The organism is Streptococcus suis, assembly GCA_002831545.1.
Classification (GTDB): Bacteria; Bacillota; Bacilli; order Lactobacillales; family Streptococcaceae; genus Streptococcus; species Streptococcus suis_P.
The window spans coordinates 1,085,970-1,104,781 of sequence record CP025095.1; the positions used below are offsets into that span (position 1 = coordinate 1,085,970).

An 18,812-nucleotide genomic window follows, 5' to 3' on the forward strand; every position below is an offset into this window, starting at 1 on the left:
GTTACTCCTAGTTTTCTTTTTCAGGACTAGTAAATTTGAAAAGTGGGCTGAGTGGCTGATGTTCTTGGATGCGGTGGATGGCATCTGCAATCAAGTCACTAGCTGTTAGGAAGGCGATATTTTTAGGATGCTGTTCTTTGCTTGCAACAGAATCGGTAACTAATATTTCTTTGATTGGTGTTTCATCTAAGAGTTGGGCTGCAGTTCCTGCAAAGAGACCATGGCTGGCAACTGCATAAATTTCAGTAGCACCACCTTCTTGGACAATTTTTGAAGCTTGTGAGAAAGTGCGACCAGTATTGAGAATATCGTCCACCAAAATAGCTTTTTTACCAGCAACATCACCGATAATATAGCCTTCAGAACGCTCAGAATCATCTTGAGCGTAGTCGATAATCGCAATCGGTGCATTTAGAAATTCAGCGATATTACGCGCGCGTTTGATACCAGAATTTTTAGGACTCACAATGACGACATCTTCACCGCAGAGTCCTTTTTCCATGTAGTAGGCTGCAAAAAGTGGTTCTGTAAGGAGATTGTCTACTGGAATATCAAAGAAACCTTGAATTTGTGAAGCGTGCAAATCAAGAGTCAATACACGGTCGACACCAGCTTTAACCAGCATATTTGCAACTAATTTAGCTGTAATTGGTTCGCGTGGAGAAGCGGTACGGTCCTGACGAGCATAGCCGAAATAAGGGATGACAGCTGTAATGGTGTTGGCACTAGCACGTTTACAAGCATCGATCATAATCAATAATTCCCACAAGTGATTATTAACCGGATAGCTTGTTGATTGGATAATGTAGACGTCTACGCCACGTACAGATTCTTCAATGTTAATTTGAATCTCACCATCAGAAAACTGGCGAGAAGACAGCTTTCCAAGAGGAATTCCAGCAGAATCAGCAATTTTTTCAGCAATATCACGGTTGCTATTGAGTGAGAATAATTTAATGTTATGTTCACCGAGTGGTTGTACCATTTTAAAGTAACTCCTTTTACACACTGAGCTTTTATGATGACATAAAAGTATTTTTACAATAGATAGTTCTATTCTATCAAAAAAATGAAAAATTTTCAGTAGTGAAACTAAAAAATCAACCTTATTTGGCTGATTTTTTATAGTTATTTTATGTGGGCAGCTGTTCGTGCAACCTTACTACTAGCATATTTGAATTGAATTGATTTCTTCTTAAGGAATTCATCGAAAAGAATTTTCCCTGCATCTGCATCGGTCACTTCGACTTCTAATTCGTAATCTTTTTGTCCCACATAATCATTTTCATCGAGGGCCATAAGACCTATAGATGTCTGTTTCTCATAGCGTTTTGTCGTAAGGCTTCCCCAGACAGCAAGTTTATCAAGTGGAATTTCGGTTGCAGAAATAATGTCAGAAATTTGTCCTGCAGGTAGTTGAAAATTTTCCAGTAAATGATGAGCAGTTTGGATGTCTAGAACTTGGTTATATTCTTGATTTCCGACTTCTTGTGGAATTTTTAATGTTAGTTCTGCTGAGTCTTCAAATGTACGAATACGGAGTGAAAAGCGGTGATTCTTCATATCTAGGTCTGGGGTATCAATGTAGTGGTTTGTTTGAAGAATTGGGCTCACATCTGAAAAGTCAGTAAGCAGGCGTTTGTATTCGGATTTGGTCAGTAAGGTTTTATACTCAATTTCAAGGTGGTTTTTCATGCAGTAAACCCTTTCAATGTGTTATAATAGATTAGTCTTTGTGTTATTCTAATACAATTTAAAAGTTTTGACAAGAAAGGGGCCGTATGGACTTTAACTGGGAAGAATTTTTAGACCCCTATATTCAGACAGTTGGTGAATTGAAAATCAAACTGCGGGGGATTCGCAAGCAGTATCGCAAGGCTAATCGGCATTCTCCAATTGAGTTTGTCACAGGACGGGTAAAACCGATTGAATCCATTAAAGAAAAAATGGCCCTGCGACATATCAAATTGGAAAATCTTGCTCAAGATATGCAAGATATTGCCGGTCTTCGGATTATGGTTCAATTTGTGGACGACATTGAAGAAGTATTAGCTATTTTGCGGAAACGCAAGGATATGCAAATTGTGCATGAACGGGATTATATCAATAATATGAAAGCCTCTGGTTACCGTTCATATCATGTGGTGATTGAGTATCCTGTGGATACTATAAATGGCAACGAGACGGTTCTGGCAGAAATCCAGATTCGAACCCTTTCCATGAATTTCTGGGCTACAATTGAACATTCTCTGAATTATAAATATAAGGGGAATTTTCCAGAAGAAATCAAGAAACGCTTGGAAGTTACAGCAAAAATTGCCTATGAATTAGATGAGGAGATGCGAAAAATCCGCAACGACATTCAAGAAGCGCAGGCCTTATTTGATCCTGCCTATCGCAAACTGAATGACGGTGTGGGCAACAGTGATGATACAGATGAAGAATACAGGTAGAAAAAAAATCGCTCTGCTCGCTAGTCGAAATCCTAAGAGTGAAGCGGTGTCCAAAGAATTATGGACAAAGTTAAAAGAAGCAAATTTTATTTTGACTCCTAAAAATCCAGATATTGTCATTTCTATCGGTGGAGATGGGATGCTTTTATCTGCTTTTCACAAATATGAAAAGTTGATTGATCGTGTACGTTTTGTAGGAATTCACACGGGTCATTTGGGGTTTTATACAGATTATCGCGATTTTGAAGTGGACAAGCTGATTGAAAATCTTAAGCTTGATACAGGTGCTAGAGTATCGTATCCGATTTTAAATGTTAAGGTCAAGATGGCAGATGGTCGCATTGTCGAGGCGCGTGCCTTAAATGAGGCGACAGTAAAACGTCTTTCTAAGACCATGGTCGCAGATATTATTATTAACAATGTGCCCTTCGAACGCTTTAGAGGGGATGGAATTTCGGTTTCAACGCCGACAGGCTCAACAGCCTATAACAAGTCATTAGGTGGTGCTGTTTTACATCCAACAATCGAGGCATTGCAGATTGCAGAAGTGGCAAGTTTGAACAATCGTGTTTACCGCACCTTAGGTTCATCCGTTGTTGTTCCTAAAAAAGACAAGATTGTGATTGAACCAAAGCATAGTGACCGTTACTCGATTGCGGTAGACAATAAGACTTTTGTCTATGATAGTATTGAAAGTATAGAGTATCAGATAGACAATAGTAAGATTCATTTTGTTGCAACACCGAGTCATACTAGTTTTTGGAATCGGGTTAAGGACGCCTTTATCGGAGAGGTGGAGTAATGCGGTTTGAATTCATAGCTGACCAGCATACGAAAATTAAAACGTTTTTGAAAAAACATGGTGTTTCAAAGGGCTTGTTGGCAAAAATCAAGTACACTGGTGGCAATATTTGGGTCAATGACATCGAGCGCAATGCAACTTACTTGCTAGATATTGGAGATAGGGTTACAATTGACATACCTGCTGAGGAGGATTTAACGGGAAGTTTGAAACCGATTTCCTTTCCGCTGGATATTGTCTATGAAGATGATCATTTTCTTGCTATTAACAAGCCTGTTGGTTATGCTTCTATTCCGTCAGCCCTGCATTCATCCACAATCGCTAATTTTGTGAAAGGCTACCTTGTGGAGCAAGATTACGAAAATAAGCAGGTCCATATCGTAACGCGGTTGGATAGAGATACTTCGGGTGTTATGCTCTTTGCCAAACATGGCTATGCCCATGCACGACTTGATAAGCAGTTGCAGGCAAAGCTTATTCATAAACGTTATTATGCTTTGGTGAAGGGGAATGGGCAGCTAGAAGAGACAGGGGATATTATTGCCCCTATCGGTCGTCTAGAAGACAGCATCATTACCCGTTGTGTGACAAAGAATGGAAAATATGCTCATACTTCCTATCGTGTTGTGCAATCGTGGGGAGATATTCATTTAGTAGATATTCAACTACATACTGGACGGACTCATCAGATTCGTGTTCATTTTTCTCACATTGGATTTCCATTGTTAGGAGATGATATGTATGGTGGAAGTTTGGAATGTGGGATAGAACGTCAAGCCTTGCATTGTCATAATTTGGCCTTCGACAATCCTTTTTCAGCCGAAAGGATTGATTTGGAAGCACCGCTTCCTGAGGATTTTCAGGCTGTCATCAATCAGTTAATAAGTAAATAAATTTAAGGAGTTTGTTCATGAAAATTTTTGAGCAATTAGCTACAAAGCTAGAGGGTAAAAAAGTACGTATCGTATTGCCAGAAGGTGAAGAACCACGTATCTTGCAGGCGACAAAACGTTTGGTAAATGAGTCGGATGTAGTACCCGTCTTGCTTGGAAACCCAGATCGTATTAAGATTTACCTTGACATTGAAGGGATTACAGAAGGTTTTGAAATTATTGACCCAGCTCATTATGATAGATATGATGAGATGGTAGCTGCTTTGGTAGAGCGCCGTAAAGGTAAGGTATCAGAAGAGCAGGCACATGAGTTGTTGAAAGATGTTAACTACTTTGGTGTTATGTTGGTATATATGGGCGTAGTAGAAGGTATGGTATCTGGTGCGATTCATTCAACCGCTTCAACAGTTCGTCCAGCTCTTCAAATCATTAAAACAGAGCCAGGTGTATCGAAAACATCAGGTGCCTTCTTGATGGTAAAAGGTGAAGAGCGTTATATTTTTGGTGACTGTGCTATCAACATTGATCCAGATGCTCAAACCCTGGCAGAAATCGCGATCAACTCAGCACGTACTGCTAAAATGTTTGGTATTGATCCAAAAGTTGCAATGCTCAGCTATTCAACAAAAGGCTCTGGTGCTGGTCCTAAAGTAGATAAGGTTGTTGAAGCTACAAAAATTGCTCAAAAATTGCGTCCGGAGTTGGATTTGGATGGTGAATTGCAATTTGATGCTGCCTTTGTTCCTACCACAGGTAAATTAAAAGCCCCAGGTTCGAGTGTTGCTGGTCAAGCGACTGTATTTATTTTCCCAGGTATCTCAGCTGGTAATATTGGTTATAAAATTGCCGAACGTATGGGAGGATTTGCAGCGGTAGGTCCTGTTTTACAAGGTTTGAATCAGCCTGTAAACGACTTGTCTCGTGGTTGTAACCCTGATGATGTTTACAACTTGACCTTGATTACTGCGGTTCAGGCTTTGGAGCACCGTTAATATGAAATTTTTATCACGATATTTTAAGGACTATATTAAGGAATCCATATTAGGTCCAGTTTTTAAACTATTGGAAGCTTGTTTTGAGCTTTTGGTACCATTAATTATCGCCTATATCGTTGATACAATTATTCCAAATGGCAGCCAGGGAAACCTGGTTGCTATGCTTTTTTTACTGGTTGGTCTAGCATGTATTGGAATTATTGTTTCACTAATAGCGCAATATTATTCAGCTAAAGCAGCGGTTGGTGTGACTAAAGAGCTGACGAATGACTTGTATCAGAAGGTTCTTTCCCTTCCCAAGTCTAGCCGAGATATTCTTTCCTCATCCAGTTTGCTGACACGATTGACCAGTGACACTTTACAAATTCAAACGGGTATTAATACTTTTCTTCGTTTGTTTTTACGTGCTCCAATTGTCGTATTTGGTTCGCTCATCATGGCATTCTATATTAGCCCAAGTCTATCTGCCTATTTTCTAGGAATGATTATCCTATTGATTTTTATAGTGACAGTCATTTCTGTTATGACCAGCCGTATTTATCAATCGATGCGAAAAGAATTAGATGGTTTGGTGGGGCAGGTACGTGAGACAGTGACTGGTTGGCGAGTGATTCGTGCATTTGGACAAAGAGAGCGAGAAATTAAGGCTTTTCAAGGCATAAATCAGATTTATAAGAAGCAACAGTTGCAGGCTGGTTTTTGGTCTAGTCTTTTATCACCATTAACATTTTTAGTGGTCAATGGCACCTTGCTCATTCTCATCTGGCAGGGAAATATAGCGATTTCACACAAATTGTTGGAACAGGGGATGTTGGTCGCTCTTATCAACTATCTTCTTCAAATTTTAGTCGAATTGGTCAAGATGATTATGGTCGTATCTACTCTCAACCAGACCTATATTTCAGCGCAACGTATTCAAGAGGTTTTTGATCAAACATCTGAGGATGTAGAGTCTAGTTTGCCAAAAGTGGTTAGTGAGGATAAGGAAATCATCTTTTCTGTGCGTCATCTTTCCTTTTCTTATCCAAAATCTGCTGAGGAGTCCCTGTCTGACATTGCTTTTGACTTACGTAAGGGACAGTTTATGGGAATTATCGGGGGAACTGGGTCAGGTAAGTCCACCCTAGTAGATTTATTGCAGGCACTCTATTCAGTGCCAACAAATCAGCTCTCTCTCTTCATTGATGGAAAAAGTCCTAAGAATTTAAAAGAGTGGCGGCAGCAAATTGCCGTCGTTCCGCAACAGGCTCAACTTTTTGCTGGAACTATACGTTCTAATTTATCTTTAGGATTGGAAGAAATATCTGATAGTGACCTATGGTCTGCATTAGAAATTGCACAGGCTAAATCTTTCATAGAGGATAAAGGTGGTTTGGATAGCCCTGTCGAAGCCTTTGGGAAGAATTTTTCTGGTGGACAGCGTCAACGTTTGACCATTGCACGCGCTGTTTTACAGAAAGCACCGATTTTAATCTTAGATGATGCAACATCTGCTCTGGATTATTTGACGGAGAGTCGATTATTAGCTGCTATTCGCCAGGAATTACCAGGTCAGAACTTAATCATGGTGTCACAAAGAACCAATAGTTTACGGACAGCTGATCAGATTTTAGTCTTGGAACAAGGGCGTCAAGTTGGACTTGGTCGCCATGAGGACTTGCTGAGAAGCTCTGCTATTTATCAAGAAATTCACCAGTCGCAACAACAAGGAGAGGAGGATAGCTATGAGACAAGCTAGTTTTAAGGAACTGGTCAGATTGGTTTTACACCAGCCCCTTCGAATGTCCTTGATGTTGGTGGGAACTTTGGTGCAAGTCCTTCTGACAGTTTATCTGCCTATCTTGATTGGTCAGGCAGTCGATGCAGTATTGATAGCAAATGGTCAGGTCTTGCTCGGTATCTTAGGCAAAATGGTGATGGCTATCTTGCTTAATACGCTGGTGCAATGGTACTTACCTTTGGTAACCAATCGCTTGGTTTACGGAATGGTGGCCGACTTGCGTGAACAGGTCTATGTGAAGCTGCACCAGATGCCCCTATCTTATCTGGATCGTCAATCAGTCGGTGATTTGGTGGCTCGTTTTTCAAGTGATAGTGAGCAATTAACAAATGGACTCTTGATGATTTTTAATCAATTTTTCATTGGTATCTTGACCATTTTCTTAACCATTTTCACTATGGCTAGGCTTGACTTGACCATGATGTTGGTTGTTGTTGCCCTGACTCCAGTTTCTCTGCTTGTGGCACGCTATATCGCTAAGAAATCCTATGGTTATTATAGACAACAGACTCAGGCACGTGGGAAGCAATCTCAGCTTTTGGAAGAGTCCATCAGTCAATTGACACTGGTTCAATCTTTCAATGCTCAAGAGCAATTTACGCAAGGTTTTCAAGTTGTGAATGACCAGTATGCGACCTATTCCCAACAGGCTATCTTTGCCTCTTCAACGGTCAATCCAAGTACGCGGTTTATCAATGCTATTATTTATGCCTTACTTGCAGGACTTGGAGCGCTGAGAATTATGGCTGGTAATTTTACCGTTGGCTCTCTGACAACCTTTCTCAATTATGCTAGTCAGTACAGCAAGCCTTTTAATGATATTTCCTCGGTCCTATCGGAATTGCAGAGCGCCTTAGCTTGTGCAGACAGGCTGTTTGCTATCTTGGCTCTAGATGGCATTGACGATCAGGCTGAGCGGAAAATTGATTCAGAGGAGTTGAAGGGAGCTATTTCCTTTGACAATGTGTCTTTCTCCTATAGCCCTGACCGTTCTCTGATTGAACATCTGGACATTGATGTCAAATCTGGGCAGAAAATTGCTATTGTTGGACCAACAGGAGCAGGAAAATCAACCATGATTAACCTACTTATGCGATTCTATGATGTGACGGCTGGTCAGATTGTTTTGGATGGGGTTCCGATTAGCCAGTACAGTCGTGAGGATCTCCGCAGACAGATTGGGATGGTTTTACAGGAGACATGGATCAAATCTGGTACCATTCATGATAATATTGCCTATGGCTATCCAAATGCCACGCGGGAATTGGTCATTGAGGCGGCTAAGGCAGCCAATGCAGACTTCTTTATTCGACAACTTCCGCAGGGTTACGATACGGTTTTGGCAGATGGAGGAGAAGGCTTATCCCAGGGACAACGTCAGCTTTTGTCTATTGCGCGTGTCTTTGTCAAGATACCTAAAATCCTGATTTTAGATGAGGCGACTTCCTCTATTGATACACGGACAGAAATTTTAGTACAGGAAGCATTTGCCAAATTGATGGAAGGACGGACCAGTTTTATTATTGCTCATCGCCTATCAACCATTCAATCAGCTGACTTGATTTTGGTCATGGTGGATGGAAAAATTGTTGAACAAGGGAATCATGAAGCGTTGATGGCTGAACAAGGCGTTTATTATCAAATGCAAACAAGTCAGCAGACAGAGGAGGATGAAAGTGTTAGGTAAATTAAACTTACAACCGATTACGGTTTTAGATGACTATCAAGCTACAATGCTCAATGAGAAAGAGGTGCTACTGACTACAAAGGTGACGGAAAAATCTCTCAATCCATACGGTATGGCACATGGAGGCTTTCTTTTCACATTGGCAGATTCAGTTGCAGGTCTGACAACGGTAGCAAGGGGTTCTTATTCTGTCACCCTACAGTCCAATATCCATTATATGAAGGCAGCTAAACTTGGTGATACCTTATCAGTAATAGGCTCTTGCACACATGATGGAAGTAGAACAAAGGTCGTCGAAGTTAAGATAAAAAACCAAAATAAACAGCTACTTGCTTCAGCAAGTTTTACCATGTTTGTAACAGGAAAAGTAGAATAATACTCTTCGAACATCAAAAGCAGACAGTCTTGGCTAGATTTAGAGAAACAAATTCGTTCGCTCTATTTCCAACCTCCAAACTTTGGAGCTAGTTTGATTTTGATTATAAACGATATAAGGGAGTTGGCAAAAGCTGGCTCCCTTTCTTTGTGTTATACTAGATGTATGTTAGATTTGAAAGAATATGGAATTGAAATGTGGCCGGAGGAAAAGATTCAAGCTTTTCGCAAGGCACTCTTAGATTGGTATGATGCTAATAAACGTGACTTGCCTTGGAGAAGGACCAAGGATCCCTATGCTATATGGGTTTCTGAAATCATGCTTCAACAGACAAGAGTAGACACGGTCATTCCTTATTATGAACGTTTTCTCTATCACTTGCCTACGATTAGTGATTTAGCACAAGCACCAGAGGAGGTCATTCTCAAACTCTGGGAGGGATTGGGCTATTATTCGCGCGTGCGGAATATGCAAAAGGCAGCGCAACAAATGGTAGAAGATTTTGATGGGCAATTTCCGACCACGCATGCAGCCATTTCAAGCCTAAAGGGCATTGGTCCTTATACTGCTGGAGCAATTTCCAGTATTGCTTTTAATTTGCCAGAACCAGCGGTAGATGGCAATGTGATGCGGGTTCTCAGCCGCTTGTTTGAGGTTGATTATGACATTGGGCTTCCTGCCAATCGCAAGATTTTCCAAGCGATGATGGAGCTATTGATTGATCCAGAGCGACCGGGCGATTTCAACCAAGCTCTGATGGATCTAGGGTCGGATATTGAATCGCCAGTTAATCCACGTCCCCAGGACAGCCCAGTCAAAGCCTTTAGCGCAGCCTACTTAAACGGTACAATGGATAAGTATCCAATCAAAGCACCAAAGAAAAAGCCGATTCCCGTGGCCTACCAGGGATTTCTCATCAGGAATAAAGACAATCAATTTTTATTGGAAAAAAATAATGAAGCAGGTCTTCTATCAGGTTTTTGGTCTTTTCCGCTTTTGGAAAAAGGAGCAATCGTTGAAAAACAAGTCTCTCTCTTTGAAGTTGCAGAAGAAGTTGTTCAGCCAGATATTCGGCAGAGCTTTACGGAACTTTATGGTCTGACTGTTGATTGGCAAGAGCAAGAATTTGGCATCGTCCAGCACATTTTTAGTCACCGCAAATGGCAGATAGAAATGGTAGAAGGTGTGGCAGAAACACTTAACCTTCCAGAATCAAAAGAATTGAAATGGGTTTCTGTAGAAGATTTTCCTACCTACCCATTTGCTAAGCCGCAACAAAAAATGTGGGAAAACTTTATCAAGGAAAAAGAAAAACAAAAAAGTTGACTTTGGAGCACATAATTATTTGAAAGCGTTTTATAATAGTGGTATAATCTAATTGAAAAAAGGAAATAGTTAGTTAAGATGTTGAACGCCATCTGAATTGTTGAAAGGAGTTCTTTAGCGTTCGTAGAAGTGTATATACTATTAGCCATCTTTCTCTAATAAAAAGAGAGGGATGCTAGTAGGGGAAAAGTCCGTTATCCCTGTTTTATATCTATTTGTGATATCCATTGTCAAATGCATAGCATAACTTACAATTAGCCTTGCTACCCAGTTCACTCAAAAGTAGGCTAAGAATATTCGTGTCGTAACTACTATGTGTTCAAGATGTTGTAACTTTTGAACATAACCTTAGAAAATCACAAAAACCTATAGAGAAAATCACAAAAACCTCTAGCGATTTTCATCATAATAAGCAATCTCCACACTTTAGACAAATAGTAAGAGGACAATCAAAGACATAAGGGTAGCAGAATAATTATTTAATCATTAACTTGTTGTCAAATAACTATCTGGTAATGGACTTTTCCAATTTGACATATAAAAAGGAGGCTGTCATAGCCTCCTTTTACTGTGCTTTTCAGTTTGTTTTCAGTAGGAAAAAACGCCAGCTATACGAACAGACTTTCCAAAACTAGATGGATGAATGTAGCCAATATAACTAGTGATTAACTAGGCTTAGAAATCAATCTGGACTATAAATATCTACAACTTGACCAATAGGCCGAATATCGTCTTCTGGGCTAAAATAGATATCATCATAGTCTGGATTTAAGGATTGTAGGTAGTTACCTTTGAATTTCTTAACAAAATTTTCTCCGTTTACTGAAAAAATTCCAATCGTATTTAGAGGAATATGAGGAGTTAGGCGAATGAAGAGATAGTCTCCATCCTCGATATGCGGAGCCATAGAATCTCCCACAACCTGAGCGATTGTATCATAAGATTGGTTATCTGGAATCTCATCGTTATAGAATGATACAAGATTGTTCATATCTGTATCCTGCCAGTAACCTGTACCGGCAGAAACCTTACCAGGAACAGGTAATTCGATTCGCTCCCGATAGTCATCCAAGTGAAGAATAGAAGCAGAAGGAGTAACTGAGGTAGTTTGCATAGCTGCTAACTGTTCTTGACCAAAAGCTAACCATTGTGCATGGAAATCACCTTTTAATTCATTGTCCAAGGTTTGAACCTCTGGATGAATAGGCTGTTGAAAGAGTTTAAATTGGGAAGGAGTAATCGTTAAAGCTATATCCTGATTGGAATCTAGTTGCTCGATTAGCTCACCAACCGATATAGCCATGCCCTTAGCGACTTTTTCTAGCGTATCCATCGTTGGCAGGAGAGCTTTTTTGGTTTTGGGATGCTGGTTCTTTTCCAACATAGAAATATAACCTTTTGTTAAACCAGATAATTCAGCGAATTTATCCATTGATAATTTATTCTTGCTTCGGTATTCTTTTAAAATATCACCTAAAATCATGGTTGTCTCCTTATCTGTTTAACTAATTATACCATTAAAAAATATTTTTTGCAAATTTTGTTTAACATGTTTGACAAAATAAAAAATTGGTGGTAATATATAAGCATAAAGATCAAGTCGAATGAAAAAAATAAATTTATTTGGACTATTTTCTAGAGCTTATTTTAAATTTGGCATTCTATCGACTTTTCAAATTTGATTGATTATTAAAGGAGATTATAAAAATGTTTGGATTAGTAGCTAAAAAAACAGGAGTCAAAGAGGTTGAAGAATATTGGGCAAGTACTTTAGTTGACATGGGAATTTGTGACATCGAAGATAATTTGAGTGGTTGTTGCTGGAGATGTAAATCTTCTTTTGCTGTATCTGCTTGTCAAATTGTCAATAAAATCTGGCCGTTGTCCTATTCTTTGTCTAATAAAATGGTTCTTTGTCAATCTTGTCAAATTGAGAAACCTTTAGTAAAAAATCCTGATCTGGTTTGGAATTGGCTTGAGAATGAGAGTGGTCAACTGTTTTGGGCGAAGCAGGGGATGTCTGAGTATGAAAGAAGATATGAAAAATCAGTCTTGCAAGAACTATGGGATATGGGGATTCGTAACAGTTCAGAAGTCGAAAGTCTAGTTGAGAGGGTCTTGAAATCTGTGCGAATCAATTGTCAAATCATCAATCAATCCACTTTGGCTAATGTGTTTCGTTCCGAAATTATACTTATGCAGAAGGAAATGATGGAGAACTTTGAAGAAAATAATGGGTATGCTAGTTAAGTTTGATTTTCGATATCTTTTTATTCAATAAGTCTAGAATATCACTAATCTTTATTTTGTGTGCCACTGCATTAAATTGATAAAGGACTATTTTATTAGAATACTTCGTTAACCTTTTATTTCATTTTACTGAGATTGGTATTTATATCTTTTAAAGATTGAGACGATATTATCATACTGTGGATGTGCAAATATTCTCTCCAAATACAAATTTGTTCAAAAAACAACTTAGAATTACATTTCCAGAAACGTTGATTCTAAGCTGTTTTCTATTTTATGATTTTTGACCAGGGTCTGAATAACAATAACTTTGGTAATGTGTTTTCTAGACATTGATTCGTAGCAGTTGGATGGGGGGAGTTTGTCAGACCTATAGACAATTCCAAATTGAAATCTGCTAGAATATTTTATCAGTTGTTTTTGCTTTTTGAAGGTAAAATGATGTTCAAGGTTTAAATTGATAATTTTAGGATTCTCTAATTAAACGATTTTCTTTTATTGCAAAATTATGTCCACAAAATCGACAATGGTAATGAGTTTTATCAGCTTCATAAAGAAGGGCAAACATTGCGCCGTTTCTTCCACCAATTGCTTGACCAATAATTGCATCTCGAGGAGAATATTCGCGTTTTTTGGGAGGGTATTTTTGAAGTTTTTCTGACTTACATTTTGGACATTTTGGTACGTTAATAGTGGCCTTGCTATCTTTAAACCTCCGGTAGAGACTGTAGCTAATGATTGCAGTAATGAAGAGAATCGGACCGATATACTCGAGTAAATTCATCATTTTCCCTCCTCGTAGACATTATTTTACTGAATTTTAAACCATTCATCAAGTAAACGAATTGTTGCGGAGTAGCAGTAAGGTAGATGGTGAATCATTGTCTTGGGCAGGATGAAATTTTTTACGTTAAAAATTTCACAAAACCTTTACACAACTTGCTATTTATAGTATAATAATATAAAAATAAAATAAATAAAGGAGCTTGTCTATGGCAACATTTTACGTCCCAGCAGTCAATTTGATTGGTCGCGGTTGTGTCAACGAAATTGGTAGTTATGTCAAGAATTTGGGCTACAAAAAGGCTCTGCTTGTAACAGATGATTTTATCCGAACAAGTAATATTTTACCTAAAGTTACCAAGCCACTTGATGAAGTAGGTATTGACTACGTAGTCTTTAGTAAGGTTGATCCTAATCCGACTTGTAAAAATGTATTTGATGGTCTAGCAGTTTTGCAGGAAAATGACTGTGATTTCATCATCTCAGTTGGTGGTGGTTCTCCTCAGGATGCGGCAAGCTGTATTTCTATCATGGCGACAAACGGTGGTAAACCACAAGACTATGAAGGATTGCATAAGTCAGAAAAACTTGGTCTGCCAGTTGTAGCAATCAATACAACTGCAGGTACTTCAGCCGAAATCACCATTAACTACGTTATCACCGATGAAGAACGCAAGGTTAAAATGGTTATGGTGGATAAAAACAGTCTAGCTGTTATGTCAGTCAACGATCCTGAGCTTATGTTGTCCAAGCCTGCAACTTTGACTGCAGCAACAGGTATGGATGCCTTGACTCATGCCATCGAAGCCTTGGTAACTCCTGGAGCATACGGTGTAACCAAAAAATTATCTATGGGTGCCATTGAGTTAATTAAAGAATACCTACCACGAGCAGTTGAAAACGGACAAGATATCGAAGCCCGTGAGGCTATGGTCCATGCTATTTTCCTTGGCGGTATGAGTTTTAACAATGCTGGTTTAGGTTATGTGCACTCGATGGCTCACCAGTTGGGAGCTGTTTACGATCTACCACACGGCGTCTGCTGTGCTATGATTTTGCCAATCATAGAACGTGAGAATGCCAAACGTGTACCAGCTGCTTTCCGCGATGTTGCAAAAGCTTTAGGTCTTGATATCGCAGGCAAGTCAGACGAAGAATGTGCTGACTATGCCATTGCACAAATCGAAGAATTGTCAGCTAAAGTCGGTATTCCGAAGAAATTAACAGAGTTGGACATCAAAGAAGAAGACTTTGACTTTGAATACCTTTCTAAGAATGCCTTGATTGATGCTTGTGCACCAGGAAATCCATTCATGCCAACATTAGATGAGACAATCTCATATTACAAAGAATTGTTCTAGGATAATATCTGTTTTCTGTTAAGGAAGCTGGGCAAGTAATCCATTATGGTTTGCCCGGCTTCCTCTTTTTCGTGGAAGTATATCTAACGAACATCAGATAAAATGGAATAAAACTTGTTCTAAAATTTAGTCATTAAGTCTTTTTAGACCTAAATGCATTAATTTAGTAAAATCTTTAACTATTGGCCTACTTTGATGAATCGATTTCGTTGACTACGAAATGATGACCGTAAAACGACAAAGAAATGGGATTTGTCAGCTTCGTAAAGAAGGGAAAAGCTTGCACCATTTTTCCTCCAGTAGCTTGTCCATTAATTGCATGTCGAGAAGAAAAGTCACGATTTTTGAAGTATATTTCTCCGCTTTTACTGACTGACATTTTAGTCATTTAAGTGCTTGTTTAGTATTCATGTAATATAGAAAAATTTTTCTTATAGGATAACTGATTAGTGGCTATAGTTGTTAACTATACATATCTCTAATGTTTAAGTATTAGTCAAGATGGTAAAAATGAGGTAGAATACAGAAAAAGACCAAAGGAGTACCTTTATGACTAGAGAATTTTCATTTGAAACCCTTCAACTCCATGCTGGACAAGAAGTTGATTCTGCTTCAAAATCACGTGCTGTACCCATCTATCAAACCACTTCCTATGTTTTTGAAGATGCTCAAGAAGCAGAAGATTTATTTGCTTTACGTAAACCGGGGAATATCTATACTCGAATTACGAATCCGACGGTCTCTACTTTTGAAAATCGTGTGGCAGCTTTAGAAGGTGGTATTGGTGCCTTGGCCACTTCTTCAGGAATGGCAGCCATCACATACACTATTCTAGCGTTGGCACATGCTGGCGATCACATTGTGGCGGCAACGACACTCTATGGTGGGACTTTTAACCTATTCAAAGAAACCCTTCCTCGCTATGGTATTACAACAAGCTTTGTAGATATTGATGATTTTGAAGAGGTAGAAGCTGCGATTAAAGATAATACAAAACTGGTATTTATTGAAACCTTGGGAAATCCTGTTATCAATATTCCTGATCTTGAAAAATTAGCAGAAATTGCACACACCCACCACATCCCGCTTGTTTCAGATAATACCTTCGCAACCCCATATTTGATTAATGTATTTTCTCATGGTGTTGATATTGTGGTTCATTCAGCAACCAAGTTTATCGGTGGGCATGGTACGACCATTGGCGGTGTGATTGTCGATAGCGGCAAGTTTGATTGGGCGGCATCTGGTAAGTTTCCGCAATTTGTTGAAGAAGATCCAAGCTATCATGACATTAGTTATACTCGTGATATTGGTGCTGCAGCATTTATTGTAGCAGTTCGTGTACAATTACTTCGCGATACAGGTGCTGCCCTTTCTCCATTCAACGCCTTCTTGCTTTTGCAAGGGTTAGAAACCTTGTCTCTCCGTGTAGAGCGTCATGTATCTAATGCTGAAAAAATTGTTGACTTTTTACTTAGTCATCCTCAGGTAGAGTCGGTCAATTATCCATCACTTCCAGATAGTCCTTATAAGGCTTTGGCGGATAAGTACCTGCCTAAGGGAGTTGGCTCTATTTTCTCTTTCCAAGTAAAAGGCGGAGCAGAAGAAGCGCGTAAGGTTATTGATAGTTTGGAAATCTTTTCTAATCTAGCAAACGTTGCCGATGCTAAATCACTAGTAGTTCATCCAGCTACAACCACGCATGCTCAGTTAGCTCCGGAAGATTTACTTGCTGCTGGTGTCACACCAAATCAAATCCGCCTATCTGTTGGTCTTGAAAATATCAATGATTTGCTAGAAGATTTGCAACTTGCTCTTGATAAATTATAGGTTGTGAACCGAATAGCATGGCTTCATTCTTTATGAAAAAATAAAAGGAAATTTGGCGTGTGTGCCATTTTTCTTTTTTATATCTGTTCTAGTTCTTCGTAACCGCCCAATAACAAGGTATCTATCTAATCACTCCCTCCTCCTGTATACTGTTATAAAAAACAAAACTGGAGGATTTATTATGTCACACCCCATCGTCCCATTGACTATTCCCCTATCTCGCCGCTTTGAGAAGAAAGGCAGAAATGATATTCTGATGAAAATTCGTCTCGGAAAAGTGGAAGTCACATTCTTTCACTCTATCAACCAAAAAATATTAGAAACAATCTTGGATAAGGTACTGCACTATGACCATCCGACTCAGTGATTTAGGTCAAGTCTACTTGGTTTGCGGTAAAACGGACATGCGTCAAGGGATTGATTCTCTCGCCTACCTTGTCAAAAGTCAATTCAATCTGGATCCCTTTTCAGGTCAGGTCTATCTCTTCTGCGGAGGTCGAAAAGACCGATTCAAAGCTCTTTACTGGGACGGACAAGGATTTTGGTTATTGTATAAACGTTTTGAGAATGGAAAATTGACCTGGCCAAACAATGAAGAAGAGGTCAAGGCTCTAACTTCCGAGCAGGTGGACTGGCTCATGAAAGGATTTTCTATCAATCCAAAAATAAATCTTTCAAAAAGTCGTGATTTCTATTGAAATCATGGCTTTTCTTTGTGTATAATGAGATAAAAAGAAGGAGGTAAGTCCATGGAGTCACAAGATAAAGTGATTGAAAGTCTAACAAAAACCATTGAAATCATGACCAACGAGTTGAGCCTCCTTCGTGAACAGATTGAGTATCTGAGACAGAAACTCTACGGAAAATCATCAGAGAAGGTTGTGTATCAACCCGGTCAGCTGAGCTTGTTTGGGGAGGAAATTCTCCCTGAAGAAGAAGCTGACTTACCCAGTTGAAACAGAAACGATTACCTATAAACGCAAGAAAGCTAAGGGAGTTCGTCAGGCTATTTTCAGCCAATTCACTCCAGAGATAGTGCATCACGAATTGCAAGGCGAAGATTGTACCTGTCCAGACTGTCATGGTCAATTAAAGGAGATTGGTTCAACTGTTCAACGACAAGAGTTGGTCTTCATTCCTGCACAATTAAAGCGGATTGACCATGTTCAACACGCATACAAGTGTCAGGCATGTAGTCAGAAGAATCTGAGCGATAAGATTATCAAGGCTCCCATTCCTAAGGCACCTTTGGCACACAGCTTGGGTTCAGCCTCTATCATTGCCCACACCATTCACCAGAAGTTCAATCTGAAGGTGCCCAATTACCGTCAGGAAGAGGATTGGAACAAGCTCGGTCTGCCCATCAGTCGCAAGGAAATAGCCAATTGGCACATCAAGTCTAGTCAGTATTATTTCGAACCGATTTATAACCTGTTGCACGAGAAATTGTTGGAGCAGCCTATTCTCCATGCGGATGAAACCTCCTACAAGGTCTTAGAAAATGATAGCCAGTTGACCTTCTACTGGACTTTCTTGTCTGGGAAGCATGAGAAAAAGGGCATCACCCTCTATCATCATGACAAACGACGGAGTGGCTTGGTTGTGGAGGAAGTTCTTGGGGACTATGCGGGCTATGTACATTGTGACATGTGGTCAGCCTATCGGCAGTTAGACAAGGCTCAGCTGGTTGGCTGTTGGGCTCATGTCAGAAGAAAATTCTTTGAGGCGACTCCTAAGAAGACAGACAAGACTTCTTTAGGAGCCAAGGGCTTAGCCTATTGCGACCGCCTGTTTGCCTTGGAGAATGACTGGACTGACTTGTCTACTGAGGAGCGGCTGCATAAACGGCAGGCAGAGTTGGCTCCCTTGATGGACGAGTTCTTTGATTGGTGTCGCAATCAGGCTGTCTTGCCAGGTTCCAAATTGGGCACTGCAATAGAGTATAGCCTCAAATACGAAACCACCTTCCGAACCGTTCTCTCGGATGGCGATTTAGTCCTGTCCAACAATATGGCTGAGAGGGCTATGAAGACCTTGGTGATGGGACGTAAAAATTGGCTGTTCTCTCAAAGCTTTGAGGGGGCCAAGTCGACAGCTATCATTTTGAGTCTTTTAGAAACTGCTAAACGACACGGTCTTGATGCAGAGAAATATATGACCTATCTTCTAGAACACTTACCTAACGAAGAGACGCTCGCAAAAAAAGAAGTTCTGGAGGCTTATTTACCATGGGCTGAAAATATTCAAGAAAAGTGCAAATAGAAAAAGGTTCCAGA

At 39.6% G+C, this 18,812-nt stretch carries 19 protein-coding genes; 15 read left to right on the forward strand and 4 right to left on the reverse strand.

Annotated features, from left to right (window positions below; genetic code table 11):
- Positions 1-7 precede the first annotated feature (7 nt).
- Together CWM22_05335 and CWM22_05340 are read right to left on the reverse strand one after the other, a co-directional pair.
- Positions 8-985, reverse strand: coding sequence for a ribose-phosphate diphosphokinase (locus tag CWM22_05335; GenBank protein ID AUC91364.1), 978 nt, complete (start codon positions 983-985; stop codon positions 8-10).
- A 143-nt stretch (positions 986-1,128) separates the two neighbouring features.
- Positions 1,129-1,695 (reverse strand): CYTH domain-containing protein, encoded by a 567-nt coding sequence (locus CWM22_05340; protein AUC91365.1) that lies wholly within the window; start codon positions 1,693-1,695, stop codon positions 1,129-1,131.
- An 86-nt stretch (positions 1,696-1,781) separates the two neighbouring features.
- Between CWM22_05340 and CWM22_05345 the strand changes: the two genes are divergently transcribed.
- From CWM22_05345 to mutY, 8 genes are all read left to right on the forward strand, one after another.
- Positions 1,782-2,453 carry a GTP pyrophosphokinase gene (locus tag CWM22_05345; GenBank protein ID AUC91366.1) on the forward strand — a complete coding sequence of 224 codons (672 nt, stop codon included), beginning with the start codon at positions 1,782-1,784 and terminating at the stop codon, positions 2,451-2,453.
- Entirely contained in the window at positions 2,437-3,255 is an 819-nt protein-coding gene (locus CWM22_05350; GenBank protein AUC91367.1) for an NAD kinase, read from the forward strand. The genes CWM22_05345 and CWM22_05350 overlap by 17 nt, the downstream gene beginning before the upstream one ends.
- A complete protein-coding gene (locus CWM22_05355) occupies positions 3,255-4,148 on the forward strand; it encodes an RluA family pseudouridine synthase (protein AUC91368.1) in 894 nt (297 codons plus the stop codon). The genes CWM22_05350 and CWM22_05355 overlap by 1 nt, the downstream gene beginning before the upstream one ends.
- Before the next feature lie 17 nt (positions 4,149-4,165).
- The gene (locus tag CWM22_05360) at positions 4,166-5,140 is read left to right on the forward strand and encodes a phosphate acetyltransferase (protein AUC91369.1); all 975 of its coding nucleotides are present in this window, start codon (positions 4,166-4,168) and stop codon (positions 5,138-5,140) included.
- 1 nt (position 5,141) lies between these two features.
- Complete coding sequence (locus tag CWM22_05365) at positions 5,142-6,881, forward strand: ABC transporter ATP-binding protein (GenBank protein ID AUC91370.1); 1,740 nt, start codon at positions 5,142-5,144, stop codon at positions 6,879-6,881.
- Positions 6,868-8,610 (forward strand): ABC transporter ATP-binding protein, encoded by a 1,743-nt coding sequence (locus CWM22_05370; protein ID AUC91371.1) that lies wholly within the window; start codon positions 6,868-6,870, stop codon positions 8,608-8,610. Before CWM22_05365 ends, CWM22_05370 begins: the two co-directional genes overlap by 14 nt.
- Positions 8,600-8,986 carry a PaaI family thioesterase gene (locus CWM22_05375; protein AUC91372.1) on the forward strand — a complete coding sequence of 129 codons (387 nt, stop codon included), beginning with the start codon at positions 8,600-8,602 and terminating at the stop codon, positions 8,984-8,986. Before CWM22_05370 ends, CWM22_05375 begins: the two co-directional genes overlap by 11 nt.
- 195 nt (positions 8,987-9,181) lie before the next feature.
- The gene (gene mutY / locus CWM22_05380; GenBank protein ID AUC92846.1) at positions 9,182-10,312 is read left to right on the forward strand and encodes an A/G-specific adenine glycosylase; all 1,131 of its coding nucleotides are present in this window, start codon (positions 9,182-9,184) and stop codon (positions 10,310-10,312) included.
- Between the two features lie 682 nt (positions 10,313-10,994).
- On the opposite strand, the gene CWM22_05385 is transcribed toward mutY, so the two are convergent.
- Positions 10,995-11,795, reverse strand: coding sequence for an XRE family transcriptional regulator (locus CWM22_05385; GenBank protein ID AUC91373.1), 801 nt, complete (start codon positions 11,793-11,795; stop codon positions 10,995-10,997).
- Between the two features lie 224 nt (positions 11,796-12,019).
- Here CWM22_05385 and CWM22_05390 point away from each other — a divergent pair, with 224 nt between their 5' ends.
- Positions 12,020-12,562, forward strand: coding sequence for a hypothetical protein (locus CWM22_05390; GenBank protein AUC91374.1), 543 nt, complete (start codon positions 12,020-12,022; stop codon positions 12,560-12,562).
- Between the two features lie 466 nt (positions 12,563-13,028).
- On the opposite strand, the gene CWM22_05395 is transcribed toward CWM22_05390, so the two are convergent.
- A complete protein-coding gene (locus CWM22_05395) occupies positions 13,029-13,349 on the reverse strand; it encodes a hypothetical protein (protein ID AUC91375.1) in 321 nt (106 codons plus the stop codon).
- Positions 13,350-13,554: 205 nt separating this feature from the next.
- Between CWM22_05395 and CWM22_05400 the strand changes: the two genes are divergently transcribed.
- From CWM22_05400 to CWM22_05425, 6 genes are all read left to right on the forward strand, one after another.
- Positions 13,555-14,706 carry a lactaldehyde reductase gene (locus tag CWM22_05400; protein ID AUC91376.1) on the forward strand — a complete coding sequence of 384 codons (1,152 nt, stop codon included), beginning with the start codon at positions 13,555-13,557 and terminating at the stop codon, positions 14,704-14,706.
- A 549-nt stretch (positions 14,707-15,255) separates the two neighbouring features.
- Complete coding sequence (locus CWM22_05405; GenBank protein ID AUC91377.1) at positions 15,256-16,536, forward strand: O-acetylhomoserine aminocarboxypropyltransferase/cysteine synthase; 1,281 nt, start codon at positions 15,256-15,258, stop codon at positions 16,534-16,536.
- A 181-nt stretch (positions 16,537-16,717) separates the two neighbouring features.
- Positions 16,718-16,903, forward strand: coding sequence for a hypothetical protein (locus CWM22_05410; GenBank protein AUC91378.1), 186 nt, complete (start codon positions 16,718-16,720; stop codon positions 16,901-16,903).
- Positions 16,884-17,234, forward strand: coding sequence for an IS66 family insertion sequence hypothetical protein (locus CWM22_05415; protein AUC91379.1), 351 nt, complete (start codon positions 16,884-16,886; stop codon positions 17,232-17,234). The genes CWM22_05410 and CWM22_05415 overlap by 20 nt, the downstream gene beginning before the upstream one ends.
- A 51-nt stretch (positions 17,235-17,285) precedes the next feature.
- Complete coding sequence (locus CWM22_05420) at positions 17,286-17,492, forward strand: transposase (protein ID AUC91380.1); 207 nt, start codon at positions 17,286-17,288, stop codon at positions 17,490-17,492.
- Complete coding sequence (locus CWM22_05425; protein ID AUC91381.1) at positions 17,446-18,798, forward strand: transposase; 1,353 nt, start codon at positions 17,446-17,448, stop codon at positions 18,796-18,798. The genes CWM22_05420 and CWM22_05425 overlap by 47 nt, the downstream gene beginning before the upstream one ends.
- Positions 18,799-18,812 lie beyond the last annotated feature (14 nt).

Excerpts from the sequence above, each read along its gene's own strand:
- CWM22_05410 (AUC91378.1), top strand. The coding sequence starts at position 16,718 with ATGTCACACCCCATCGTCCCATTGACTATTCCCCTATCTCGCCGCTTT.
- CWM22_05385 (AUC91373.1), bottom strand. The coding sequence starts at position 11,795 with ATGATTTTAGGTGATATTTTAAAAGAATACCGAAGCAAGAATAAATTA.
- CWM22_05360 (AUC91369.1), top strand. The coding sequence starts at position 4,166 with ATGAAAATTTTTGAGCAATTAGCTACAAAGCTAGAGGGTAAAAAAGTA.
- CWM22_05350 (AUC91367.1), top strand. The coding sequence starts at position 2,437 with ATGAAGAATACAGGTAGAAAAAAAATCGCTCTGCTCGCTAGTCGAAAT.
- CWM22_05365 (AUC91370.1), top strand. The coding sequence starts at position 5,142 with ATGAAATTTTTATCACGATATTTTAAGGACTATATTAAGGAATCCATA.
- CWM22_05400 (AUC91376.1), top strand. The coding sequence starts at position 13,555 with ATGGCAACATTTTACGTCCCAGCAGTCAATTTGATTGGTCGCGGTTGT.
- CWM22_05340 (AUC91365.1), bottom strand. The coding sequence starts at position 1,695 with ATGAAAAACCACCTTGAAATTGAGTATAAAACCTTACTGACCAAATCC.
- CWM22_05370 (AUC91371.1), top strand. The coding sequence starts at position 6,868 with ATGAGACAAGCTAGTTTTAAGGAACTGGTCAGATTGGTTTTACACCAG.
- CWM22_05390 (AUC91374.1), top strand. The coding sequence starts at position 12,020 with ATGTTTGGATTAGTAGCTAAAAAAACAGGAGTCAAAGAGGTTGAAGAA.
- CWM22_05335 (AUC91364.1), bottom strand. The coding sequence starts at position 985 with ATGGTACAACCACTCGGTGAACATAACATTAAATTATTCTCACTCAAT.
- mutY (AUC92846.1), top strand. The coding sequence starts at position 9,182 with ATGTGGCCGGAGGAAAAGATTCAAGCTTTTCGCAAGGCACTCTTAGAT.
- CWM22_05395 (AUC91375.1), bottom strand. The coding sequence starts at position 13,349 with ATGATGAATTTACTCGAGTATATCGGTCCGATTCTCTTCATTACTGCA.
- CWM22_05415 (AUC91379.1), top strand. The coding sequence starts at position 16,884 with ATGACCATCCGACTCAGTGATTTAGGTCAAGTCTACTTGGTTTGCGGT.
- CWM22_05420 (AUC91380.1), top strand. The coding sequence starts at position 17,286 with ATGGAGTCACAAGATAAAGTGATTGAAAGTCTAACAAAAACCATTGAA.
- CWM22_05355 (AUC91368.1), top strand. The coding sequence starts at position 3,255 with ATGCGGTTTGAATTCATAGCTGACCAGCATACGAAAATTAAAACGTTT.
- CWM22_05405 (AUC91377.1), top strand. The coding sequence starts at position 15,256 with ATGACTAGAGAATTTTCATTTGAAACCCTTCAACTCCATGCTGGACAA.
- CWM22_05345 (AUC91366.1), top strand. The coding sequence starts at position 1,782 with ATGGACTTTAACTGGGAAGAATTTTTAGACCCCTATATTCAGACAGTT.